Consider the following 25,847-nt stretch of genomic DNA (forward strand, 5'->3'; position numbering starts at 1 on the left):
AAATTTTTTAGTATTTCAATTTAAATATTTAGCAAGGGGATATTTCCCCTTGTTATTAAACAAAATTTATTTTTTATTTCAAAAGTCCCCAATTTTTAGCAATATTCCCATTTGCTTTTAACGGCACTTTTTCAAATTTTACTGTGTTTTCCATAATATCTTTAATTTTTGTCATATAAGTTTCTTCAAATCCATCTTTTACTTCAAAAATTAATTCATCGTGAACTTGCAGCAGCATTTTTATATTTTCATCGTTTTTCAATTCTTCGTGAAGTTTTATCATGACAATTTTTATAACATTTGCCGCAGTCCCTTGAACGACAGTATTTACAGCCATTCTAATTGCCTGTGCCAAAATATTTTTATTTTGTGAGTCAATTCCCTTTATATATCTTCTCGTTCCGAAAAAAGTTTCTACAAAACTATGAAGTTTAGCAGTTTCAGTCACAATATCCAAAAATTTCTGAACTCTTGGATATTCTTCAAAATAAGTTTTTATATATTGTGCGGCATCTCCAACTGAAATATTTAGCTCTTTGGACAATCCAAAGTTAGTTTTTCCATAAAGAATACTAAAATTAATAACTTTTGCAATACTTCTCTCTTCTCTTGAAACTTTCTCGCCGTCATTTTTTAAAAATATTTTTCTTGCAGTTAAATCATGTAAATCTTTGTCTTCTTTGTAAGCGAAAATTAAATTTTTATCTTTTGAAAGTTCAGCAAGGACTCTTAACTCAATTTGCGAATAGTCAAATGAAATCAAGCTATGTCCACTTTTTGCAACAAATCCAGTTCTGATTCTAATTCCATCATCGGTTCTCACAGGAATGTTTTGCAAATTTGGATTAGCCGAAGAAAGTCTTCCAGTTGCAGTTCCATTTTGATTAAAAGTCGTGTGAATGCGGTCGTCTTTGTCGGCATACTGCGGAATAGGCTCAATGTAAGTTGAAAGTAGCTTTTTAAATGCTCTGTATTCCAGCAAATTTTTTGCAATTTCCCGTTTTTCATCGCTTAGTTCTTCATTATTTGCAATTTTCTCCAAAACTTCAACATCGGTTGAATATCTCGTCTTTGTCTTTTTCACGACTGGAATTTGCATTTTTTCAAATAAGATTTCTCCTAGCTGTTGCGAAGAATCTATGTTAAATTCTTCATTTGCGATCTTGTGAATATTTGAAATCAATTTATCAATTTTTTCATTTAGTTCATTTTCAAAATCTTTAAAATATTTTTTATCAATTTTAATTCCATTTTCTTCCATTTGTGCAAGTACGGGAATTAGCTTACTTTCCAAATGTTCGTACACATCAAATAATCCGTTGTTTTTAAGTTCAATTTTTAATATCTTTTCAAGATGATAGATGTAAAATCCACGAATTACTAAAAAATTAGCTTTTATTTCATCGCTCAGTTCACTAAAATTTCTTTTTCTTCTCTCTTTTTGAAATTCAGTTTCAAATGGCATAATTTCAACTTCTATCTCATTTTTTATGATATTTTCAATTTCATTTTCTCCTTCAGTTTGAAGGACATACGAAGCAATCATAATATCAAAATAATTTTCACATCTAATTGTGTAGTCAATTTCAGTATCTTTATTCCTTAAAGGCGAAAAAGAATAACTTTTTCCAGAAATAATGACATCAAAATAATTTGAGTGCTTTTTCATATATTCTTTTATATTGTAAGCGATAATTTCTTTTTTATTCAGTTCTTCATAAATTTTAAAAACATTTTCAGAATCGTTATTCTCCATTTTTTCAAACAAATTAATTTGAACAGTTTTTTCGCCGTTTAAAACTTTTTCTAAATCGCTGTTTAAAAGAACAATATTTTCGCTTCCGTCAGAAATTGAAAGTCCAAATATATTTTCAAAAATAGAAACTTTGTTTTCCATTTTTTTTATTATTTCGTGGGCTTCATTCCAATTCACAATTTTATAGTCTATATTTTTTTGCGAAATTTCTTTTTTTATATCCAAAATATTCAAAATATCAAATTTTTCTGAATTATTTTTATTTGAATAAAAACTTGAAATTCCATTGTAAATAGGATTTTCTCTGTCATATTTAGCTTCTTCTTCCAAAATTCTTTTTTTCTTTTCTTTCATTTCTTCAAGTTCTTTTTGTAATTTAAGCTGAATTTCTTTTTCTTCTTCACTGATTTTATCAGAATTTTTTAAATTTTGGTTTAAAACTTTTTTTCTTTCTTCTTCTAGATTTGCACTAAATTTTTTAAATTCCATTTTTTTGTAAATTTCCAAAAGTTTTTCAAAATTTTTAGTCTCAAATTTTAGTTTGTTTTTGTCATATTCTATTTCAAGTTCTTTTTTTACAGTCGCAAGATCTCTACTTAAAAAGGCTTTTTCTTTATCGTTTATAAGATTTTCTTTCTGTTTTCCTTTTAAATCTTCAATATTTTTATAAAGATTTTCCAAATTTTGGTAAGCTGTTATAAGTTTTACACCGTTTTTAGGCCCAATTCCTGTAACGCCTGGAATACCGTCGGACTTGTCTCCCATAAGTCCAAATAAATCAGGAATTTTATCAGGAGTAACTCCCAAATAGTCGACGACATCGTTATCATTTCTTATATATTTAAAATTCGAGTCCTTACCATTACCTTTGCCGAGTAGAGCAATGTTTATTTTCCCATTTACAAGCTGAGCTAGATCTTTATCTCCTGTTACGATAAAAGTTTCTATCGGTTCCTCATCTTTTGAAAAATGTGTTGCAAACGTCGCAATTACATCGTCAGCCTCCTGTCCTCTTTTTTTATATTTTGGAATGTTGTAGCCGTCCAAAACTTCCATTATAATATCCAGTTGTGCGACAATTTCTTCTGGCATACTTTCTCTATTTGCTTTGTATGTCTCAAGCTCATCACTTCTTTCAAGCTCCTCTCTTTTCACATCAAGACAAGCAACCAGATAGTCGGGGCTAAATTCTTTTATGACATTTTCTAATGTATTGATAAATCCAAATGTAGCTCCTGTTGGAAGACCTTTAGAGTTTCTCATTCCCATCAGTGCAAAGTGGCTTCTGTAAATAATTGCACTCGTATCTAATATTACTGCTTTTTTCAAGTTAAAACCTCATTTCTAAATTTCCATTTCTAGTTTAATCATTTTAATATTTTTTCTAAGCGGATTATTTTTAAAATCTTCTGTCTTTTTAAATCCAATTTTTTCATAAAATTTTATCTCATTTTCCAAATCGTCTGAAACATAAGTAAAAATTTTCTCAAATCCTTTTTTGTAGCAAAATTCCAGAATCTTAGTGAGAAGTAATTTTTCTAATTCTTTTGCACGGTAATTTGGGTGCAAAATAAACCATCTAAGCTCGGCTTCTTTATAATCGTTTACCATAATGCAAGAAAATCCTATGATTTCGTTATTATATTCGACAATCCAGATTTTGTCACTTTTTTCATCATAAGTTTTAAAAAAATTTGAAAAAGAATTAACAATATTTGCTTCAAACGACAGCGGAAAATTATACTTTTGGATGTAAATTAAGCTATAAATATAAATTAGATAACTTATATCACCATACATCAAAGTATCTCTAATAAAAATATTTTCCAAGTCAATTTTTTCGTTCACATCCAAAATCATTTTTATTGAAGACATATCTTTTACAAGTCTTTCACGATCATAAATATCCAAATTAGAAAATATTTCTTTAGTTTTTTTGTCAGACATTCTGTTAAAATTTTTTAATTTATTTTTTCCTTCTTTAGTCAAATCGAAATAATAAAGCCTTTTATCTAAAAGCGACAATTTCTTTTTAACCAAGTTAAATTTTTGAAATTTTCTCAAAGTTCTGTTTACAAAATTGCTTTCCAAATATAAATTCCTGCAAATTTTTTTGGAAGTACAATCTCTTAAATTATTAATTTCATTTAATATTCGATATTCATTTAAAGAAAAATTATAATTTACAATATCTTTATAGAAATTTTTTATAATATTGATGTAATAAAAATTAAAATTTCTCATAGTTTCAATTTTCTTTTTTTCGTATTCCATCTAAAAATTTCACCACCCAAAAAATTATACCTTTAGTTATAATTTTTAATGTTTTAACACAGAGATTATACAATTATTTTACATAATATGCAAATTTTTAATTTAGAAGTGACTTATAAGAAATATTTTTAAAAAAATTGTAAAAAAAATTGAAAAATGGTATAATTATATTGATTTTAAGAAGTTTGGGGAGTAAGTAATTGTAAAGATTTTTGTTTTTGTAAAAGTTTTTACTATTATTTGCTTCTCTTCTTAAAAAAATAAAAAAATTAGGAGGAAAAATGTTTGACGAAAAAATATGTGAATTTGATTTAGGAAGACAGAAAATAAAAATAAGTACAGGAAAAATAGCTAGACAAGCGGGAGGTTCTGTAGTTGTTAGTTGTGGCGGAACGATGCTTCTAGTCACAGCTACTCGAAGTAAAGATGTGAAAGAAGGACAAGATTTTTTCCCGCTTACTGTGGATTATATCGAAAAATTTTACGCTTCCGGGAAATTTCCTGGTGGATTTATAAAAAGAGAAACTAAGCCAGGGACTGATGAAATCTTGATTTCAAGACTTATTGACAGACCGATTAGGCCACTGTTTCCAGAAGGATTTTTAAATGCAGTGCATATTGTAATTACAGTTATTTCTTATGATGAAATTAATTTTCCAGAAAATTTGGCGACTATTGGAGTGTCAGCGGCGCTTGGATTATCGGATATACCATTTGCAGGGACAGTTGCTGGAGTTACAGTTGGGTACATTGATGGCGAATATATTTTAAATCCGACGGCAGAAGAACTTTTACAGAGTGAAATTCAACTTTCTGTTGCTGGAACTAAAGAAGCCGTTACAATGGTAGAAGCAGGAGCAAAAGAAGTTAGTGAAGAAGTGATGTTAGAAGCGATAATATTTGGGCACGAAAAGATTAAAGAAATTTGTCTTGAGCAAGAAAAATTTTTGTCTCAATTTGATGTGAAAAAATACGAATTTGAGAAAAAAGAAGTTCCATCTGAAATAAAAGAATTTATTGACTCATTTGAAAATGAAGTGGAAAATGCGATTATGACTCCTGGAAAACTGGAAAAATATGAAGCAATTGACAATTTGGAAACTGAATTATTTGAAAGATATTTAGAAAAATTGGAAAATGATGGAAATGAAAATCTGAAAGATAAAGACTTTTTAAAAGATTTGGAAAAGACTTTTAAAGGATATTACAGAGATGTTGAGAAAAAATTGGTAAGAAACGCTATTTTATATAAAAATATAGAGCGGATGGAAGAACTACGACACAGATCAGGCCGCTTGATGTGGAAATCGATACACTTCCTGTTCCACACGGTTCAGCTTTGTTTACAAGAGGAGAAACACAGGCGCTTGTCGTTGCAACGCTTGGAAGTAAGGAAGACGAGCAAATTATAGATGGAATGGAAGATGAGAGCAGAAAAAAATTCTTCTTGCATTACAATTTCCCACCGTATTCAGTTGGAGAAGCAGGATTTATGAGAGCACCTGGTCGGCGTGAATTGGGACACGGAAACTTGGCTGAAAGAGCACTAAAATATGTGATACCAGATGAAGAAACATTCCCTTATACAGTAAGATTAGTTTCAGAAATTACAGAATCTAACGGTTCATCTTCGCAAGCAACTATTTGCGGCGGTTCACTTGCACTGATGGCAGCTGGAGTTCCAATAAAATCAACAGTTGCAGGAATTGCGATGGGACTTATAAAAGAAGGGGAAACATTTACTGTATTAACTGATATTCAAGGTTTGGAAGATCACTTGGGAGACATGGACTTTAAAGTCGCTGGAACTAAAAATGGAATTACAGCAATTCAAATGGATATAAAAATCGAAGGAATTACTAGAGAAATAATGGAAATTGCGCTAAAACAGGCTTTGGATGGAAGAATGTTCATTATTGATAAGATGGAGCAGGTGATTTCCGAACCAAGACCAGAAGTTGCTAAAAATGCTCCAAAAATAGAAATATTTAAAATTAATCCTGATAAAATTGCAGGACTTATCGGGCCTGGAGGAAAAAATATAAGGGCAATTATTGATGAAACTGGAGTTTCTATTGATATTGAAGATGATGGAAAAGTATCAATTTTTGGAAATGATACTGAAAAAATGGCAAGAGCTTTGGAACTTGTCAAACTTCAAACTCAGTCAGTTGAATTGAATTCAATTTATGAGGGAAAAGTTACAAAAATTATGAAATTTGGTGCTTTTGTAGAAGTTTTACCAGGAAAAGAAGGACTTCTTCATATTTCTGAAATTAGCGATAAAAGAATTGCAAAAACTGAAGATGCGCTAAAAGAAGGTGATATTGTAAGAGTAAAAGTAATTTCAATTGAAAATGAAGATAAATTTAATTTGAGTATCAAAGCGTTAAATAATTAATAAAATTTAAATTAAAGTTAAGGAGTGATGTTTATGAATTTACCTAATAAATTAGCAACATTAAGAATTATTTTAGTTATTCCCTTTGTCATGGTTTTGACATTGGCATTAAAAGCTGAAAATTCAGTATTTGAAATAACTATGAGAATTTTGGCGACAATTATTTTTGCAGCGGCTTCTATTACAGATTACTACGATGGGAAAATTGCCAGAAAATATAATTTAGTCACAAATTTGGGAAAACTTTTGGATCCGCTTGCCGATAAAATTCTTGTAATTTCAGCTTTGGTAACACTTACAAAGTTTGACGAAATAAGTCTTTGGTTTGTACTTATAATCATTTTTAGAGAATTATTAATAACAGGGCTTCGTTCGATTGTAGCGGCGGAAGGTGTTGTAATTGCAGCGGGAAATTTAGGAAAATGGAAGACATTTGTTCAAATGGTCGTTTTGGTAATTATAATTTTATTTCCATTAAGTTTTAAAATAAATAATATATTGCTTTTAATTCCTGTTATTTTAACAGTTGTGTCAGGAGCAGAATATCTTTTGAAATGTAAAAAAATTTTAAATAAATAAGGAGAATTTAAAAATTGAATTTTTTTCTAATTGCTGATATAATTAGCGTGTTGTTAGATATATATGAAACCATCATCGTTCTTAATGTTTTAGGCTCTTGGATTGATCCTTTTAATAATATGGCTTTTTTTAGAATTATTAAAAAAATTTCTGATCCATATCTTAAAATATTTAAGGTTAATATATTCATTGGAGGAAGAGGTTTTGATTTTTCAGCTATTATAGGATTGATGGTTTTAGAATTTATCAGAAGCCTTTTTGGTATGGCTTTTTAAAAAATAGTTTTTTTATAAAAATATTACATTTTTGAAAGTGACGTAAAAATAAAATTTTGAAATGGTAATTTTTTTAGTTGCCATTTCTTTGTGTAAAAACTTTTTAAGGAGGGAAATTTTGCAAAGAAAATATAAAAAAGTTTATTTGGATATAAAAGGAAAAATTATAGATGGAACTTTTAAGTCGGGAGAATTTCTGAAAAGCGAAATGGAACTTGCAAAAAGTTATTCATATTCCAAAGATACAATAAGAAAGGCACTTTCAATGCTTGAATTTGACGGTTACATTCAAAAAATAAAAGGAAAAAATTCTCGTGTTTTGGAGTATGGGCGATTTAAAAATAGTCTGTCGAATTTGCAGACTTCGCAAGAATTAAATAAAATTGAAAAAATTGACATAAAAACAAATGTTATAAGTCTTTATGTAGTACAAGGTGAAGAAGAAATTATGGAAATTTTTGGAGTGGATGAAAAAATTGATTTTTACAAGGTTGTGAGAAACAGAGTTTTAGATGGGGAATCCTTGGAGTACGAAGTTGCATATTTTGATAGGAGAATTGTGAGATTTTTAAATAGGGAAATTGTGCAAAATTCTATTTACAATTATTTAGAAAATGAATTGCAACTTAAAATTTCACATTCTAGAAGGGAGATAAAATTTCGCAATGCAACTTGCCATGAAAAAAAATATTTGGATTTAGGGGATTATAATATGGTTGTTTCAATAGAAAATTATGTTTATCTTTCAAATGGTACGTTGTTTCAATATGGCATAACTTCTTATAAACCTGATAAATTTGTATTTTCAACTATGGCAAAAAGATAGCTATAAAAAATTTAAAATTAGGAGGACAAAATGAAAAAATTTTTAAGTTTAGTTATAATATTTTTATCTATTTCTTCACTAAATTTTTCAAAACCAAGTATTTTTAATAAAAAGGAACTTGCACCGATAAAAGTAAAAGAAATAGTGCTTTCAAAAATTCCAGGCGCAACATTTGCAAATATTTTGGAATTTGACAAGGAAAATGACTTTTACAGAGGTGAAGTAAAATATCGAAATATGACTTACAATTTTAAGATTAATCCTTATAATGGAAAGATTATTGAGTGGGAAGAAAATGAGATAAAGATAAATTAATAAAAATAAAAAAACCCAAGTTTCTCTGAGTAGAAATTTGAGTTTTTTTTAATTATCCTTGCATTCCTAAATATGCAGCTCCTAAAATTCCAGCATCATTTCCAAGTTTTGCTGTAACGATTTTCAATGTTTCAAGAGTTGAAGGGAAAGCCACTTCTTTTATTTTTTCTTTAACTTTGTCGAATAAGAAATCTCCACTAAGTGCAACTCCACCACCAATTACAACAATTTCAGGATCCAAAATATTTAATAAATTACCAATTCCAAGTGCTAATTTTTCTGCTTCATAGTCGACGATGCCAAGTGAAAATTTATCACCTTGTTTTGCAGCGTCAAATACATCTTTTGCTTCTAAATCTCTTCCCTTTGTCATTTTGTACAGCAGATTCTGTTTATTCACTGCAAGACGGCTTTGAGCCTCACGGATTATTCCCGTAGCTGAAGCATAGGCTTCCCAACAGCCTTTTTGTCCGCAACCGCATAATTTTCCATTATGTTCAATTTTTATATGTCCAACTTCTCCACCAGCACCATTTAGTCCGCTTATAAGTTTGCCATCTACGATAATTCCGCCACCGATTCCAGTTCCAATAGCTAGCCCTAAAACATTTTTATAGCCTTGTCCAGCACCTTGCCACATCTCACCTAGTGTTATAACATTTACATCGTTGTCAGCCTTCACTGGAATTCCAAGATTTTTTTCAAATTCAAGTGCCAAGTCAACACCGTTTTTCCATGGAAAATTTGCCCAGAATTTTACTATCCTATTGTTTAACACGGGTCCGGGAACACCGATTCCAACTGATTTTACGTCACTAAAACTGACATTACTAGTTTCAATTTGTGCTTTTAAAATATTTGAAAGTCTTTTTATTGTTTCTGAGAAACCTTCAATGGAATCTGTTTTTGCAATTGTGGTAAAAATGATATTTCCACTTTCATCAACTAAACCTAATTTTGTGTTAGTTCCACCTAAATCAATTCCAACATAATATTTCATATTTTCTTCTCCTCAAATTTTTATTAAATAATTTACTTTACTTATAGTTTACCTCATTTTTTTTTGATTTGCAAGTCTAAAAATTATTAACTTTTTATTCAATTATTTTTTTAATTGTAAAATACTTTTAAAAATGAAAAATATAGACTTTTTTTCCAAAGATGAATAGTTAGATTAGAATTTTAAACTGAGTAAATTAAGGTAAAAAAAAATAAAAATATTGGAATTTCTAAGAGAAAAATAGTATAATAAAAAATAAAAAATTATTCAAAATTATTGAAAGGACTTAAAAGAATGAAATTTAAAAATATATTAACGTCATCATTTTTAGCGGCAGCTCTTGCTAGTGGAACAACTATGGCAGAAACATCAGTTTTGCAAAATAAACAAGTTGTTCAAAATACGAATGTATCTAGTGACATGTACAGAGCGCAAGATGCATTTGCAGCTGTTTATGACAAAGCAAAAGATTCGGTTGTAAATATTAGAACAAAATCGACAATCGTGGTGGAAACTTATAATCCATTGGAAGCTTTCTTGTTTGGAACTTCAGGAAGAAGACGTGAAAAAAAAGAAACAGGAAGTTTGGGATCAGGATTTATTATTTCAAGTGATGGTTATATTATGACAAATAACCATGTTATCAATGGTGCGGATGAAATTTATGTAAAAATGTCAGATGGACAAGAATATTTGGCAAAACTTGTGGGAACTTCTCCAGAAGTTGACATCGCCATATTGAAAGTTATGGCAAATAGAACATTTAAACCGCTTAAATTTGCAAATTCAGACAATATAAAAATAGGACACTGGGCTATTGCGTTCGGAAATCCTTTAGGATTAAACAGTTCGATGACAGTTGGAGTGATTGGTGCATCTGGAAGAAGTTCACTTGGAATTGAGCAAGTCGAAAACTTTATCCAGACAGATGCTGCAATTAACCAAGGAAATAGTGGAGGTCCTCTGCTTAACATCAATGGAGATGTAATTGGAGTAAATACGGCAATTTATTCAACAAATGGTGGAAGTGTTGGACTTAGTTTTGCGATTCCATCAAACCTTGCATCAAATGTAAGAGATTCAATTCTAAAATCTGGAAGATATGAAAGACCTTATATTGGAATTTCTGTGCTAGATTTGACGCAGGAAATAAAAAAACAAAGAAATATTCCATATTCAACAGGAATCATGGTTCAGCAGGTTTATTCAGGTTCTCCGGCTGCAAAATATGGACTAAAAGTGGGGGACATCATTCTTGAAATAAATGGAAAAACAGTGACTTCTGCGGGAGCGTTTATTGGAGAATTGGCAGCTAAAAAAGTAGGAGAAACTGTAAATTTAAAAGTTTTCTCAGGTGGAAAAGAAAAAAATATATCGATGAAATTGGAATCATTTAGTTATTCTAATCAACAGACAAATACTCGAAGAAGATAATTTGAAAAATAAAAAAAGATTCTCTCAAAATTGAGGGGATTTTTTTATTTATTTAAAAAAGTTTGAAAATACTAAAATAATTCTTGATTTTTATATAAAAAAAGGTATAATACAAGTGATGAAAAAAAACAAATTAAAATTAAAATTAAAAATTAAAAAAATTATTAATAAATTATCACTTATTTACTCATCTTAAAACTATTTTTAAATATTTTTTTGATTTTTATTTAAAAAAAAGTGAGGTACAGTTATGACTAGTAACTTAAAGGAAATAAAAAAACAATTAAAATCTTTTGCAAAAAGAGTTAAAGATTTTAAATATACTGATTCAGCAGTTATTACATTTTTACTTACTGGAATGATAGCAATCAGCGGTATTTCATTTAATCTTTATTCAGCTCAGGATGAAATAAAAGTACAGACACAAGCGATAAACACGTCGGTTATGCAACTTAAAAGAGACTTTAAGCGAGCAAGACAAGAAAATAATAAACTTCTAAGAAACACAAATTTGGAATTAATTCAATTAATGGAACAGGGAGATCACGTAGTTAAATCACCTTGGAGCTCTTGGCAATATGGAATGAATTATGTGTATAACGACTGGCAAGGAACTTATAAAGGTCGTGGAGATAAAAAGGCAAAATATCCTTATGAAGGGGTTTATCAGAGAAGTTTGGACATTTACGAGAGATCAGTTTCGCCAGACAGTGACAAATACGGACTGTTAAGCAGAAACAGAAGACCAAATTTTGCCTTGGGTTCAGCCGCTGGATACGGTATAGGAAGTTTCAAACCTGTTAAGGAGCCAATTGTACCATTTGAGGTAAATGCAGGGATACGTCCAAGAAGCATAAATAAATCAGCAATAAGAATAGCAGATAAGACGGCAGTTACACCTACATTGCCAGAAGCAATTAGCTTTACTCCGCCAAAACCAGTTATTGGATTGCCAGAATTACCAAATTTACCATCACCACCGAGTTTTAATATACAGTTAGGTTCTTATTGTAATACAATGAGATCGACAAATTGTGGTGGTATGGGCACTAATGGGGGAGCATACAATGGAGTGTATCAAAATTATGCTGTATCTATAGTTGGCTCAACAGTTTCGGGAATACTTACAGATGGTCATCCTTCATTAAGATATTCTTGGAGTGATAGTCGTAGAGGATCTATGAATCCATCAGTTTTATTAAAATCATATTTCGATCTTCAAGGTACATATACATTAAGCACTAGTTTGACAATCTCCTCTATAAATCCAGTGGCAAATGACAATACATTGTCTACTGATAATCGTCAAGTTTTTTTAGTAGGAGGTTCAAGAATAGCAACATTGGATAATGCTCCAGCAGGATCAACTCTTACCAACGCTACGACAATAAACCTAGAAGGTCCATTAACAGTAGGATTCGAAGCACAAACAGATAATCTCGGAAGTGGTTCTAAACATAATACTACCGCAGATAATAGAAGTTTGGTTAATTCAGGAACTATAACAGATGCTAATGAAACAACTTCAACTGAACTAGACAGCAAACTTGCTAAAGGCGGGCAGATAACATTAACAGGTAATAATGCAACAACAGTAACAAGAACTGCAGAGGGGTACACGGGATATAAAATAGGATTAATATTAACTCGTGAAGATGAAGAACAGTATGATATATATAATTTGATTAATAATAGTGGTGGTATGATAAATTTTCAGGGAGAAAATTCAATTGGAATTCAAATATATGCTCCATATGATCTTAATACTAACTTTGCAGCTAATGTTGTAGTTTCTAATAATACTGGTGGAACTATAAAGATGGGCGGGAAAAAAAGTTATGGTATGAAATGGTCTTCCCGTGTATCAAATAGTAGCACAATGGAGAATAACGGAACGATTATTGTAAGTGGAGATGCAGGAGTTGATAATGATGGAAAACCAATAAATTCATTATCATCAGGAATTGCCGTTATAGAAAATCAAAACTTTACTAATGAAAGATCAATAAGAGCATGGAATGGTAAAGTCAAGAATAATGGAACAATCAATGTTTCTGGTGGTAAAGGTAACACAGGTATGGTATTGATTGTAAATGCTCCTGATGATATAACGAATGATGCAAATGGAACAATTACTGTTAGCAGTATAGCTAAAAGGCAAAATATAGCTATGAGAGTAGATAAAGGAACTAAAGCAGATACGGATGCAATGGGAAATCCTCCAAAAGCAATAAACAATGGAACAATCAATTTAGACGGCGACTCATCAATAGGGATGGTTGGGACAAATGCTGATGTTGTAAATAATGCCAATAAAACAATAGGAACTACTAGTGGTAAGACAATCATTAATGGAATTGGAATGGCAACATCTGGTGGATCTCTTACAAATAATGGAAGAATTACATTGGAGGGAACAGGAGTTTCAAGTAATGTAGGAGCATATATGACCAAAGGAACTGGAAATCCTACTGGAACTTTTGGTTCGGGAAGTGCTATTACAGTAAAAGGTACTGATTCAACTGGTGTATTGATTACAAACGGTACATTAAGTTATCAAGGAACTACAGAAGCACAAGGAGATGGAGTGACAGGTCTGTTAGTTGGAGACAATGGCTCTAATACAGCTGCTGTAACTGCTGCTGGTTCAGGAACTGTAACAGTAAATGGTGGTGCTGCAACATCTGCTGGAGTTTATGAAAATGCTACAACTAAGGTTAAAAAAGGATCTTATGGTATTGTTGTAGGGAAGGGGTCAAGCCTTGTAAGCAGTGGATCTAATAATGTTAATGTAATTGCCAATGTTAAAGGAGCGGAATCAATCGGATTATATTCTGGAGAAAGTGCAACATTGGAAGTTGGGGATCATGATGTAAAAGCATACGATGGTGCTGTAAACTATGATGCTGATAAAAATTCAACTATAACATTAAAAGGAACAGGAACTGCAACTACAGGGCAAAAGTCATTGCTGTTCTATACAGGGTCAGATAATGCAAACCAAGGAAAAGTTTTAATAAATGGAACTATGACAGCAACTGTTGAAGGTGGAACAACTCCTAACACTAGAGGTAACGCTTTTCTTTATGTAGGAAATGGTGGAGATTTTGGGAAATCTCAAATTGAAAACTGGGCAAAGAATAACTTTGGAGATGGAACAAATTCAACTTTAGGGCATTTAACATTAAATATGAACAGCGGTTCAAGACTGTTCATTGCACAAAATGTTAAGATGGACCTGTCTGATACGACTGGAAATACAGTTTCAACTGCTACAGGTGCACATATAAATGGAACTGACTATAAGACATTCATGCTGTATTTAAGCAAACTTGCAATCAACCAGGATGTAAATTTAGATGATGCAACTGACGCATATAACCAGCTTGAAATTTCAAATTCATCAATAACAAATGCAAATACTAAGACTATCACAGGAACAAAGGCTAATCAGGTTGCAATGGCTCAGGAAAATAATAAGGGTCTGTATGCAAGAAATAAGGTTACATTATCAAATGAAGGGACAATTAACTTAAGTGGTGCAGGTTCTACAGGAATGTATGCCAAGTTTGGAGAATTGTATAATAAAGCAACAGGAGTTATGACAATAGGTGACAAATCAACTGCTATTTATGGTATTGATGATTCATTAATTGAAAATGCAGGTAAGATCACAATAGGTTCTAATTCTACAGGACTGTATTCAGAAGGTTCCACATCACAGACAATAAAAAATACAGGAACTATAGAAACGTCTGGAAATGATTCGGTTGCGATTTCCTACAAGCCAGATGCGGGACTTGGTTCAGGAACAGTGCTTGAAAATACAGGAAAAATCACAATGACAGGTGACAGAAATACAGCAGTTTATGCAACAGGAACACCAGGATATACAGCTAAAAACAGCGGAACAATCACATTGGGAGATTCGGCATCAATTACAAGTCCTAATGTCGGGCTTTACACAGATCATAATAGTGTACCATTGCAAAATACAGGAAAAATAGAATCTGGAAACAATACAATTGGAGTATATGGACACAATGTAGAAAATTCAGGTGACTTGAAGATAGGAAATGCTGCAATTGGAATTTACTCTCAAAGCGGAAATGTTAATTTAACAGGAGGAACAATTACAACTGGAACAGATGAGGCAGTTGGAGTTTACACAGTGGGAAGCGGACAAACTGTTACAAACAGCGGAACAGCATTCAACATTGGAAACAACTCGTTTGGATTTGTAAACGTCGGGACAGGAAATACAATAACTTCAAGCATTTCAAATGTAGGGCTTGGGGACAACAATGTGTACATGTATTCAAATGATACGGCAGGAACTGTGACAAACTCTACAAAAATAACTTCTACTGGAGAACAGAACTATGGAATCTATTCAGCAGGAACAGTAACAAATAATGCAGATATTAATTTGTCAAGCGGAAAAGGAAGTGTGGCAGTTTACAGTATAAAAGGTGGAACTGCGACAAATAATGCGACAATTACGGTAGGAGAGTCAGATGTTGCAAGCAGCCTTTACTCAATAGGTATGGGTGCAGGATATTCTACAACTGATACAGGAAACATTGTAAATAAAGGAACAATTAATGTAAATGGAAAACACAGCATAGGTATGTATGCAAGTGGAGCAGGAAGTACGGCGACAAATGATGGAAACATTGTATTGAATGCAAGCAACACGACAGGTATCTACGTTGACAATGGAGCGACAGCAATTAATAACAAATCAATTACGACTGGTTCAGGAACTTACACAAATGCAGTAGGGGTATATCTTGGAAAAGATTCTAAATTGATAAATAACAAAGGCGCAACAATTAACATAAATGCTAAAAATGGTGTGGGAGTTTACTTGAAAGGTGGAATAGTAGCAAACTACGGAACAATCACAGTAAATGGTGCTTCTAAAACAAATAACAATGATGTGGACGGAAACATAATATACCAATTTACAGTGCCTGAAACAGGAAAAGGAGTAGGCGGAGTAGCAATCGACGCACCAGCAGGAGCGCAAACAGCTACAATCACAGTAAATGGAGTGCCACAAACACCAGTGGTAGTAAATACAAAAGGTAGAAACCCGATAACAGTATCAGCTTCAAGTATTGGACTGTATGTAAATACATCAGGAGTTGACTACACAAGATCAATAGACGGATTGCAAAACTTGACAAGTGAAGCAGACTTAATTATTGGTAATGAAGCGGCTGAGTCAACAAACAGCAAATATATATTAGTAAACGATCCTAATATAATAAATCCGTATAAAACAGCAATGCTAAGCAATCCAAACATTAAGTGGAATGTGTACTCAGGTTCAATAAGTTGGATAGCTACTCCAACACTAGATCCGAATGACGGTTCAATAACAAGCCTATATATGGCAAAAATACCGTATACAGAATGGGCAGGAAGACAGGCTACGCCAGTAGACAGCACAGATACATACAACTTTGCAGACGGGCTTGAGCAAAGATACGGAGTTGAAGCTTTAGGAACTAGGGAAAGACAGGTATTCAGCAAATTGAATGGAATTGGAAACAACGAGGAAGTATTACTGTACCAAGCATTCGACGAAATGATGGGACACCAATATGGAAATGTTCAACAGAGAATAAATTCCACAGGAAATGCTTTGGACAAGGAATTTACTTATTTGCATGATAACTGGAAAAATTCATCTAAACAAAGCAACAAAATTAAAGTATTTGGTCAAAGAGATGAATACAAGACTGATACAGCAGGAATAATTGATTATACAAGTAACGCCTACGGTGTGGCTTACGTTCATGAAGATGAAACTGTAAGATTGGGAAATTCTTCTGGATGGTATGCAGGAGCAGTAAACAACAGATTTAAATTCAAAGATATAGGAAAATCAAGAGAAAATCAAACTATGATAAAAGCGGGAGTCTTTAAAACAATGTCTCCATCTTTTGACCACAATGGTTCACTTAGATGGACAATAGCAGGAGATGTATTTGCAGGAAGAAATGAAATGAAACGTAGATTCCTGGTAGTTGATGACATCTTTAATGCAAAAGCTGACTACACATCATATGGTGCGGCATTCAAGACAGATTTGGGATATGATGTCCGTTTAAGTGAAAGAGCACACCTAAGACCATATGGAGCGTTGAAGATGGAATATGGAAGATTTACTGATATTAAAGAAGATTCAGGGGAAATCAGACTAGAAGTTGACGGAAACGACTATTTCTCAGTAAAACCGGAAGTTGGATTGGAATTTAAGTATGTACAGCCAATGGCATTAAAAACAAACTTGTCAGTAGGACTTGCAGCAGCGTATGAAAATGAATTGGGAAGAGTTGCAAACGGTAAGAACAAGGCAAGAGTAAGATACACAGAGGCCGACTGGTTTGGAGTTAGAGGAGAAAAGGAAAATAGACGAGGAAACGGTAAATTTGACCTTAATGTCGGAATTGACAACACAAGATTCGGAGTAACAGTAAATGCTGGATATGACACTAAGGGAGAAAATATTAGAGGTGGACTTGGATTTAGATTGATTTATTAGTTAAATTTTTGAAAATACAGTAAAATAAAAAAATAAAGTAAGAAAAAATAGTGGAACTGAAAAAAGTTCCATTATTTTTTTGTTTGAAAAATTGTATATATCTTTTTTAAAATTATTGGAAAAAATTGATTAATTTGATATAATATAAATAAAATAAATTTTTATGGAGAGAAAATGAAGTGATTAAAAAAAATAATAAATTAAATATTTTAGCACCAGCTGGAAATTATGAAAAACTTGTTGCGGCGGTAAAGGCTGGAGCAAATGAAGTTTTTTTTGGTCTGAAAGGATTTAGTGCCAGAAGAAATAATGAAAATTTAGATATGAAAGAAGTTTTTAGCGCCATTGACTATGCGCATTTACACGGTGTTAAAGCGATTATGGCTTTTAATACGATTTTAAAAGATAGTGAAATCAAAAGTATGTATAACAATATAAAAAGAGTGTATGAATACGGTGTAGATGCGGTTATTGTGCAGGATTTGGGATTGGTCAAATTTTTAAAAGAAAATTTTCCAAATTTAAAACTTCATGCAAGTACGCAAATGACAGTTGCTAATCATATTGAAGCCAATAGGTTAAAAGAAATGGGACTTGGCAGAGTTTGTCTTGCAAGAGAATTATCTTTTGAGGAAATTAAGGAAATTAGAAAAAATACTGATATTGAGCTAGAAATTTTTGTGTCGGGCTCGCTTTGTATCTCGTATTCAGGAAATTGCTATATAAGCAGTTTTATTGGCGGTAGAAGCGGAAATCGTGGACTTTGTGCTTATTCTTGCAGAAAAAAGTTTACCGATGAAAGTGGGAAAAGTGCGTATTTTTTGAGTCCAAATGATCAGCTTTTGCAGGAAAAAGAGATTAATTTATTAAAAAAAATTGGAGTTGATGCGCTAAAAGTTGAAGGGCGGAAAAAATCTAGCGAGTATGTCTTTGAAACGGTAAGTTACTATGATAATATTTTAAAGGGGACTCCAAGGCCGACAGAAAGCTATAAACTTTTTAATAGAGGATATTCCAAAGGTTATTTTTATTTGGATGACAAGCTTATGAATCAAAAGTATTCTTCAAATTTTGGGTATTTTTTGGGAGTTAGATTAGGTAGTTCGAATAATTTTAAAATTGACGATGAATTAATTTTAGGTGATGGAGTTCAATTTGTTGATGAAAATTTTGAAAAAATTTCAGGAGAATATGTCAATAAAATTATTTTTAACGGCGAAAAAGTTCAAAAGGCTAAAAAAAATGACACGATTTCGATTGGAAAACTTCCAAAAGGGACAAAATATATTTATAAAAATTATTCTAAAGAACTCAATGACAAAATTATTCACAATATAAAAGTTTCCAAAAGATTTTCTGCCATTGATGCAGAATTTGTTGCCGAAAAAGGTAAAAAATTGAAACTTACTTTTGAGATTAAAAATTTGAAAAATGAAAAAATAACGGTCACAAAAGAAAGTGATTTTGTTTTGGATGAAATTGCAAAAAAAATGATTTCAAAAGAACAAATTGCTGAGAAAATTGCGGAACTTGGCGATACATCATTTGAACTTGCAAATGTTAAAATAATTTATGATGGAAATTCGTTTATTCCATTTAGTGAACTTAAAAACTTAAAAAGATTGTGCACACAAGAGCTTTCTAAAGAGCTTTTAGCGTCTTACAAAAGAGTTGCACCTGAAAAGAAAGAATATGAATTTTTGCAGGAAAAAGTTGTAAAAAATCCTATTTTTTCTGTGCTTGTTTCAAATGAACGGCAAGAAAAAGTCTGTCGTGAGCTTGGAATTGCTAAAATTTATAAAAAGCAGTTTGATGTGGCAAAAGAGAAGAATCTTGATAAAATAGAAATAAACACAAATTTGGCATCAAATCTTTATCAAGTTGTGATGGGCGAGAAAAATGGATTAAAAGGGCAATCACTTGATTGGAACTTAAATGTTTTTAACAATTTTACAGTAGAAGTTTTTTCTCAATTTCCAAATTTGGAAACCATATTTTTGTCGCCTGAACTAAGCTATCGGCAATTGAAAGTTATAAAAAGTGATAAGATAAAAAAGGGACTTGTAATTTATGGACATCTGAAAGGAATGTATATTGAACATAAAATTTTTAATGAAAAGTATAAAGAGCTTGAGGGAGAGTTTTATGACAAATATAAAATTGTAAAAAATGATTTGGATAATATCGAACTTTATTTAAATAAGCCTATGAATTTGATTCCTAAACTGGACGAAATTTTGGAGCTGGGGCTTGATGAATTGAGGCTCGATTTTACTTTTGAGACAGAGAAGGAAATTAAAAAAGTTATTGAAAGTTTGACGACAAAAAGTGGGAAATATACTCCGTATGCTTTTGAACAGGGGGTTTTATAAAAATTAAAATTTTAAGGAGAAAAAGTGGAAATTATAAAAAAACAAAAATATTTAGGAAAATTATATTTGTTATTGGGAGCTTCTATTTTTATTCATTATATTTTAGTAATTTTATTCAGTATTTTAATACTATTTGAAATTTTTATTTCAAAGGATTACAAAAAAATATTGAAAGACAGAACATTAATTACAGTTGGAGTTGTTTTAGGATTTTCGATAATGACTTCCGTCTTTTATAAAAATATTTTAGGGCTTGTGGCAATTCCAATATTTTTGTTCCTAGTGGTTGGAAGATATTATACTTTGGCAGTTGATGTGGAATTAAAGCAAAAAGTTTTGCAAATAATTTCAAAATTTTCGATAGTTCCATTTTTTGTTGGGATTGTTGAATTTATTTTGACAAAAGGTAGAATTGGATATTTCGCATTTTTTAATCCGAATTATTTGGGAAGCGTTATGATGATGGGGGCGATTGTGAATTTATATTTATTTTTTGAAAAAAGAAATAAAAAAAATATTTTGTTTTTTTTATTAAATATGGCGACACTTTTTTTAAGTGGCTCTCGCTCATCGTTAATTGCAGTAATTTTAGGAATTTTTGTACTATTATTCTATTTTTTGGATAAAAGATATTTTATTTTTGGAACTTTAGTGCTTTTAGTCTATATTTTGGGAGTTTATCTTCATGTTTTCCCTTTCTTGCGAATGGACACTTTTGTGGAATATTTTTGGCTGAGGGTGGAAATTGTGCAAATGGCAATTGTTGCTTTTAAAAGGACAAATTTTTTGTACGGACACGGAAACTTTTTTTACTACAAGTTTACAAATCATGTCTATCCGCACTCGCACAATGCAATTGTGGAATTTCTTTTAAGTTATGGGCTTATTGGAACAGTTTTGCTTGCGACAGTTTTTTTTAGATATTTATATGAAATTTTGAAAAAAGATAGAAACAATATTTTAAAGATTGCTTTGATAGTCGGAGTGATTTTTCACAATTTGACGGATTTTACAATTTTCTGGGTTCAGACGGTACTTTTGTTTATAATGATTTCGTCGTATGAAGAAGATAATAAAATGATAAAGGGTTATAGAAAAATAAAAAATGAAGAATCAGAAAATTAATTTAAAGAATTAAAAAATTAAAGAGTTATTGAAAAAACTAAAAAAAACTAAAATTATAAAATTTTTAAATAAAAAAATAAAAAAAAGAATAAAAAAGAAAATAACAATATTTAAGATAATAAAATAAAAATAAAATTAGAATTTAAAGAAAGGAAATAAAATAAGAAATGAGAAATAATATTTATGTGGGATTGGTTCATTATCCTGTATATAATAAAAATAGCGATGTGGTTGCGACTTCAGTTACAAATTTTGATATACACGATATTTCAAGAACTTGTAGAACTTACGATATAAAAAAATATTTTATTATAACGCCTGTTGATGCTCAAAAGGAGCTGACAAGTAGAATTATCGGTTTTTGGACTGAAGGCGATGGAATAGAATTTAATAAAAATAGGAACGAAGCGTTTGAAAATACGGAACTTGAAGATTCCGTGCAAAGTTCGGTTGAGACAATTGAAAAACTTGAAGGGAGAAAGCCAAAAATTATAACAACTTCTGCGAGAATCTTTTCAAATTCAGTTGATTACGATGTTTTAGGAAAAGAGATAATAGAAGACGAGTCGCCATACCTTATTTTATTTGGGACAGGATGGGGACTTACCGATGAAATTATGGATTTGTCTTATAAAATTTTAAAACCTATTCGTGGAAAAACAAAATATAATCATTTGTGCGTCAGAAGTGCAGTGTCAATTATTTTGGACAGATTGCTGGGAGAAAACTAAAAAAATTAAATATTTTAATATTTTTTAAGAAAGGAAAAATTAAAGGGAAAACTATGGAAAGTAAAAATATAAAAAATAAAAATTTAGTTGGAATTGTTGTTGCGAGTCACAATAACAAACTTGCTGAAGAAATTATCAATTTTGCAAAGGTTTTAAGACAGGAAGATTTTCCAATTGTGAATGGTGGAGATGTTGAAAGGGAAGTTTATGGTACAAATGTAGAAAATATGAAAAATGCAGTGATTTCCGCTGATAATGGCGCTGGAGTATTAATTTTCGTAGATATGGGAAGCTCTATTTTTAATGCAATGCAAGTGGTAAAAGAGTTAAAAGGAAAAATTAATGCAAAAATCGTTGATGCTCCGATTGTGGAGGGGGTGCTTTCAGCAGCTGCCGCAAATTCTTCAGATATGGATTTGGAAGATTTGAGATTGATTGCTGAAGAAAGTAGAAATTTTACGAAATTAAGAAAAAAACTATAATTAATATAATTTAAGAAAGTGAGAATTTTTTGAAAAAATGGAAAATTTAATTAATATCGGGACAATTGTGGGAACGCACCATTTGCGGGGAAGTGTGAAAATTAATTCGATTTTTGAGGAAATTGAGTTAATTAAGGGTGAGAGAGTTTTGATTGAAAAAGAAGAAATTAAAAAAATTCTTTGTGTAAAAAATGTAAAACGGTTAAATGAAAAAAAAGCAATTTTAGATTTTGAAGAAATAAAAAATATTGATGAAGCTCAGAAGTTAAATGGATTTAAACTAAAAATAAGAAGAGATTTGCTGCCACAAAAGACGGAAGATGAATTTTACATAAAAGACTTGCTTGGAATAGAAGTTTTTTTAGACAATGAAAAAGTTGGGGAAATTACAGATGTGATGGAAACTGCTGCACATGAAATTTTGATAGTTGAAGATATAAAAACTAAAAAAGAAATTATGATTCCGTTGATTGACGAATTTGTCAAAAAAATAGATTTTGAAAACGGAAGAGTCGAAGTAAATTTGATTGACGGAATGAGATAGAAAGCGAGAAATAATAAAATGAAATTTAATGTGTTAACTTTATTTCCCGAGTTATTTGAGCAGTATCTATCACAAACTATTTTAAAACGGGCAGTCGATAAAAACATAGTAGATTACAAAATTATAAACATTCGTGATTATGCAAGAAACAAACACAGTCAAATGGACGACATCCCTTTCGGTGGCGGTGCTGGAATGGTTTTAAAGCCAGAAGCCTACTGGAATTATTTCTATGAAAATTTTGAATATTTTAAAAATGAAAATTCAGAATTAAAAAAACCATATGTGATATTTTTATCTCCGCAAGGAAAGCAATTGACGCACAAAAAAGTTACAGAACTTTCTCAAAAAGATGAAATTGTGCTGATTTCAGGTAGGTATGAGGGCCTTGACCAAAGAGTTATTGATAAATTTGTCGACGAAGAAATTTCAATTGGAGATTATGTTTTAAGCAGTGGCGATTTGCCGTCGCTAGTTTTGATGGATTCTGTCATTCGGATAAAAAATGGTGTAATAAAAAAAGAATCTTTTGAAACAGACTCTTTTTACAATGGACTTTTGGGTTTTCCGCAATATACAAGACCTGTAGAAATTGATGGAATGGAAGTGCCAGAGGTTCTAAGAAGTGGAAATCACGCAAAAATAGATGAGTTTAGGCAGATGAAGTCGATTGAGAAAACTATTCAAAATCGAGAAGATTTATTTGAGAAAAAGTTGGAACATATTGAGGAAGATTTAGAGTTTAAAAAGGTTTATAAAAAATATTTGAAAAGTAAATAAATATTATGAAGTTAAGAACATAAATTTCAAAAAAATAATTTTGAAAATATGTTCTTTTTATTTATTTGAGGGTTTTTACTTTGAAACTTAGAATCTCAAGTATATAATCTATTATCCGTTTTTTTGTATAAATTATACTACTTTCTAACGACATTCCTTTTTTTAGATTTAAGGTATTTACATTATTATTAGAATATTTCCTGTTAATCCTACAACACCCGATAAAAAAGTTAGTAAATTATAAATTTTACTTCTCTTAAATGAAGATTTTATAACTTTTAAATATTTAAATTCTGTTTCATCCTGTATACTTTTTTCAAGATTATACGCTTTTATAGTTTCTATTCCATTTATACTTTGAATTATAAAAGAAGTTAATTGAGAGTTATTTTCTAAAACTTCATTATTTATCTTTTTTAGAATTTCTTTAAACGAAAATACAATCACAAGATAAAATGATAGTACAGCCATTGAAACAAAAAACAAATATTGATTTTGAATATAGACAATAATTCCACCTGTAATAGCTGTTATGACGTCCAGCATTAATGTCAATACCGTTTCAGCTACTGCATCGTTTATATTATCCGCATCGGAAAATCTTGATGTTATCTCTCCTGTTTTTCTTGTTGAAAAAAAACTCATTGGCAATTTTATTACATGATTATAATATCCAAGCAATACTGCTATATCAATCCGTTGTCCTAAAAATATTAGCAAATATCCCCTAAATATGCTAAGCAGCATTTGGATTATTTCAAGTATTACCATTCCCACAACCATTACAGTTAATGTAGTCATAAGCTTATCTTTTAAAATATAGTCTATTAGAAATTTCGAACTGAATGAAGTTACTATGCCAAGCACAGTATAAAGTATTGAGGCTAGAAATATATTAAACAAAAGACTTTTTTGATTTTTCAAAACATAAAAAAACCTACTCAAAGAATTATCTTTCTCATTCCTCTTCTGAAAATCTTTCTTAGGCTCAATTAAAAGCAGGATTCCAGTCCAAATTTCAGAAAATTCTTTGTGGGAAACTTTTTTTATCCCACTTTCAGAATCAGAAATAATAATTCTTTTCTTATCTACATCATGAACAACCACATAGTGTAAAAAATTATTTGTGGTCTGAATATGTGCTATTATAGGAAAAGACACACTATTATCAATTTTTTTATCCTCAACTTTCACAGCCTTTGAATCAAATCCCAAATAATCCAGTCCTTTTATCATTCCTGCAAGATTAGTTCCGTTTCTATCTGTTCCTGATATTTGCCGTAACTTGGCAATTGAAAAATTGGAATTATACTGCTTGGCTATTGTTAATATACAGGCAGGTCCACAATCCTTCTCATCCTTTTGTAAAACACAGCAATATCTTTTAAACATCGAAAAAATCTTTTTCCACCTCTCTTTCTTTAAAAATAAAGAGTTCCTAGAAACTAGAAACTCTCTATTTAATTTAAAATAATTTATAATTAAATAACAAGTTAGAAATTATAATAACAAGTATTACAAATAAATACAACACATTATTCTTTACAAATTTAATAATATTTTTTCTATCTCCACTACTTAATTTAAATATTGAAAAAATTTCTTTATATTTTTTTCTTATTAGGCCTATAATAAAAATTATAATAAGAACAACTGTAAAGATTCCCATAGCTATCATTATACAATCATTATAATATAAATACTTTCCTAAATTTGCAATTATATTTAAAATTATATGTAATTTTATAGAATATTTTAGCGAATATTTGTAAGTAATATATGAAAGAATAATTCCTGCTAAAATTGTTCTTCCTATAGCGTTTACGTTAATATGATAAAATCCAAATAGAACTGAATTCGTTATTATAGCTACTTTATATCCATACTTCATTAAGTTATTCATTAATATTCCACGAAATATAATTTCTTCTAATATGGGAGCTATTAAAGAACTTAATATAATATTAGTAATTATATAATAAGTTGTACTTTCATAATTATATATAATTTTGCTCTCATTATTATAACCAATTCGGGCATTTACCATTATAAAGTTTATAAATATCATTATACCCAAGTAAAATATAAAATTATTAAACCTTAAATTCTTTCGTTCAAAAAAATATTGATTTTCTTTCATAGTTTTTTTAAAATAAAATATTACTGGAAAAAATGACAGCAAATATGTTATAGTGTCTACAATATAATATACTTTTGAACTTTCAAAATATACAATACATTTTTTATTTATAATTTTAAATACGATGTAAAAAAAACTTATTAAACATAAAAATAATGGTATATTTTTAATTTTTTTCATAAATTTATCCTTTTTAAACCTAAAAATATTATTTTTAGTTCTTAATTTTATTTATATTTTCAATAACTAATATATAA

17 protein-coding genes and 1 pseudogene are annotated in these 25,847 nt (G+C 30.4%); 13 read left to right on the forward strand and 5 right to left on the reverse strand.

From position 1 onward, the window contains the following. Nucleotides 1–73: 73 nt before the first annotated feature. Both polA and BCB68_RS08105 read right to left on the reverse strand, forming a co-directional pair. Complete coding sequence (gene polA, locus BCB68_RS08100; protein ID WP_094080314.1) at nucleotides 74–3,085, reverse strand: DNA polymerase I; 3,012 nt, start codon at nucleotides 3,083–3,085, stop codon at nucleotides 74–76. Nucleotides 3,086–3,100: 15 nt separating this feature from the next. Beyond that, nucleotides 3,101–4,030, reverse strand: coding sequence for a helix-turn-helix domain-containing GNAT family N-acetyltransferase (locus tag BCB68_RS08105; protein WP_094080315.1), 930 nt, complete (start codon nucleotides 4,028–4,030; stop codon nucleotides 3,101–3,103). Nucleotides 4,031–4,311: 281 nt separating this feature from the next. On the opposite strand from BCB68_RS08105, the pseudogene pnp reads away from it, so the two are divergent. From pnp to BCB68_RS08130, 5 genes and pseudogenes are all read left to right on the forward strand, one after another. Next, nucleotides 4,312–6,431: pseudogene (gene pnp, locus BCB68_RS08110) on the forward strand (polyribonucleotide nucleotidyltransferase). A 33-nt stretch (nucleotides 6,432–6,464) separates the two neighbouring features. After that, nucleotides 6,465–7,010, forward strand: coding sequence for a CDP-diacylglycerol--glycerol-3-phosphate 3-phosphatidyltransferase (gene pgsA / locus BCB68_RS08115; RefSeq protein ID WP_172826469.1), 546 nt, complete (start codon nucleotides 6,465–6,467; stop codon nucleotides 7,008–7,010). Nucleotides 7,011–7,024: 14 nt separating this feature from the next. Then, nucleotides 7,025–7,285: a YggT family protein gene (locus tag BCB68_RS08120; protein WP_094080317.1), complete on the forward strand. Its 261-nt coding sequence runs from the start codon at nucleotides 7,025–7,027 to the stop codon at nucleotides 7,283–7,285. 118 nt (nucleotides 7,286–7,403) lie between these two features. Continuing rightward, nucleotides 7,404–8,111: a UTRA domain-containing protein gene (locus tag BCB68_RS08125; protein ID WP_172826470.1), complete on the forward strand. Its 708-nt coding sequence runs from the start codon at nucleotides 7,404–7,406 to the stop codon at nucleotides 8,109–8,111. A 30-nt stretch (nucleotides 8,112–8,141) separates the two neighbouring features. Further along, the gene (locus BCB68_RS08130; RefSeq protein WP_094080319.1) at nucleotides 8,142–8,426 is read left to right on the forward strand and encodes a PepSY domain-containing protein; all 285 of its coding nucleotides are present in this window, start codon (nucleotides 8,142–8,144) and stop codon (nucleotides 8,424–8,426) included. A gap of 52 nt (nucleotides 8,427–8,478) precedes the next feature. On the opposite strand, the gene BCB68_RS08135 is transcribed toward BCB68_RS08130, so the two are convergent. After that, on the reverse strand, nucleotides 8,479–9,426 hold the full coding sequence (locus BCB68_RS08135) for an ROK family protein (protein ID WP_094080320.1): 948 nt from the start codon (nucleotides 9,424–9,426) through the stop codon (nucleotides 8,479–8,481). A gap of 294 nt (nucleotides 9,427–9,720) precedes the next feature. Here BCB68_RS08135 and BCB68_RS08140 point away from each other — a divergent pair, with 294 nt between their 5' ends. From BCB68_RS08140 to trmD, 8 genes are all read left to right on the forward strand, one after another. Further along, on the forward strand, nucleotides 9,721–10,860 hold the full coding sequence (locus BCB68_RS08140; RefSeq protein ID WP_094080321.1) for a S1C family serine protease: 1,140 nt from the start codon (nucleotides 9,721–9,723) through the stop codon (nucleotides 10,858–10,860). A gap of 250 nt (nucleotides 10,861–11,110) precedes the next feature. Beyond that, nucleotides 11,111–17,416 carry an autotransporter-associated N-terminal domain-containing protein gene (locus BCB68_RS08145; RefSeq protein WP_094080322.1) on the forward strand — a complete coding sequence of 2,102 codons (6,306 nt, stop codon included), beginning with the start codon at nucleotides 11,111–11,113 and terminating at the stop codon, nucleotides 17,414–17,416. 179 nt (nucleotides 17,417–17,595) lie between these two features. Then, entirely contained in the window at nucleotides 17,596–19,788 is a 2,193-nt protein-coding gene (locus tag BCB68_RS08150; RefSeq protein ID WP_094080323.1) for a peptidase U32 family protein, read from the forward strand. A 24-nt stretch (nucleotides 19,789–19,812) separates the two neighbouring features. Then, nucleotides 19,813–20,913 (forward strand): O-antigen ligase family protein, encoded by a 1,101-nt coding sequence (locus BCB68_RS08155; RefSeq protein ID WP_094080324.1) that lies wholly within the window; start codon nucleotides 19,813–19,815, stop codon nucleotides 20,911–20,913. Nucleotides 20,914–21,080: 167 nt separating this feature from the next. Then, nucleotides 21,081–21,644 (forward strand): RNA methyltransferase, encoded by a 564-nt coding sequence (locus tag BCB68_RS08160; protein ID WP_094080325.1) that lies wholly within the window; start codon nucleotides 21,081–21,083, stop codon nucleotides 21,642–21,644. Between the two features lie 53 nt (nucleotides 21,645–21,697). Next, on the forward strand, nucleotides 21,698–22,126 hold the full coding sequence (locus BCB68_RS08165; protein ID WP_094080326.1) for a PTS-dependent dihydroxyacetone kinase phosphotransferase subunit DhaM: 429 nt from the start codon (nucleotides 21,698–21,700) through the stop codon (nucleotides 22,124–22,126). Between the two features lie 37 nt (nucleotides 22,127–22,163). Beyond that, nucleotides 22,164–22,670, forward strand: coding sequence for a ribosome maturation factor RimM (rimM, locus tag BCB68_RS08170; protein WP_094080327.1), 507 nt, complete (start codon nucleotides 22,164–22,166; stop codon nucleotides 22,668–22,670). An 18-nt stretch (nucleotides 22,671–22,688) separates the two neighbouring features. Beyond that, the gene (trmD, locus tag BCB68_RS08175) at nucleotides 22,689–23,450 is read left to right on the forward strand and encodes a tRNA (guanosine(37)-N1)-methyltransferase TrmD (RefSeq protein ID WP_094080328.1); all 762 of its coding nucleotides are present in this window, start codon (nucleotides 22,689–22,691) and stop codon (nucleotides 23,448–23,450) included. Between the two features lie 177 nt (nucleotides 23,451–23,627). On the opposite strand, the gene BCB68_RS08180 is transcribed toward trmD, so the two are convergent. Continuing rightward, nucleotides 23,628–24,842 carry a peptidase domain-containing ABC transporter gene (locus tag BCB68_RS08180; protein ID WP_094080329.1) on the reverse strand — a complete coding sequence of 405 codons (1,215 nt, stop codon included), beginning with the start codon at nucleotides 24,840–24,842 and terminating at the stop codon, nucleotides 23,628–23,630. 73 nt (nucleotides 24,843–24,915) lie between these two features. Further along, nucleotides 24,916–25,770, reverse strand: coding sequence for a CPBP family intramembrane glutamic endopeptidase (locus BCB68_RS08185; RefSeq protein ID WP_094080330.1), 855 nt, complete (start codon nucleotides 25,768–25,770; stop codon nucleotides 24,916–24,918). Nucleotides 25,771–25,847: the final 77 nt, after the last annotated feature.

The sequence above is a fragment of the Leptotrichia sp. oral taxon 498 genome (genome assembly GCF_002240055.1).
In the GTDB taxonomy this organism is placed as follows: Bacteria; Fusobacteriota; Fusobacteriia; order Fusobacteriales; family Leptotrichiaceae; genus Leptotrichia; species Leptotrichia rugosa.

Coding starts and splice junctions, on each gene's coding strand:
- BCB68_RS08165 (WP_094080326.1), top strand. CDS start 21,698: ATGGAAAGTAAAAATATAAAAAATAAAAATTTAGTTGGAATTGTTGTT.
- BCB68_RS08105 (WP_094080315.1), bottom strand. CDS start 4,030: ATGGAATACGAAAAAAAGAAAATTGAAACTATGAGAAATTTTAATTTT.
- BCB68_RS08160 (WP_094080325.1), top strand. CDS start 21,081: ATGAGAAATAATATTTATGTGGGATTGGTTCATTATCCTGTATATAAT.
- BCB68_RS08185 (WP_094080330.1), bottom strand. CDS start 25,770: ATGAAAAAAATTAAAAATATACCATTATTTTTATGTTTAATAAGTTTT.
- BCB68_RS08135 (WP_094080320.1), bottom strand. CDS start 9,426: ATGAAATATTATGTTGGAATTGATTTAGGTGGAACTAACACAAAATTA.
- rimM (WP_094080327.1), top strand. CDS start 22,164: ATGGAAAATTTAATTAATATCGGGACAATTGTGGGAACGCACCATTTG.
- BCB68_RS08180 (WP_094080329.1), bottom strand. CDS start 24,842: ATGTTTAAAAGATATTGCTGTGTTTTACAAAAGGATGAGAAGGATTGT.
- BCB68_RS08140 (WP_094080321.1), top strand. CDS start 9,721: ATGAAATTTAAAAATATATTAACGTCATCATTTTTAGCGGCAGCTCTT.
- BCB68_RS08145 (WP_094080322.1), top strand. CDS start 11,111: ATGACTAGTAACTTAAAGGAAATAAAAAAACAATTAAAATCTTTTGCA.
- pgsA (WP_172826469.1), top strand. CDS start 6,465: ATGAATTTACCTAATAAATTAGCAACATTAAGAATTATTTTAGTTATT.
- BCB68_RS08130 (WP_094080319.1), top strand. CDS start 8,142: ATGAAAAAATTTTTAAGTTTAGTTATAATATTTTTATCTATTTCTTCA.
- trmD (WP_094080328.1), top strand. CDS start 22,689: ATGAAATTTAATGTGTTAACTTTATTTCCCGAGTTATTTGAGCAGTAT.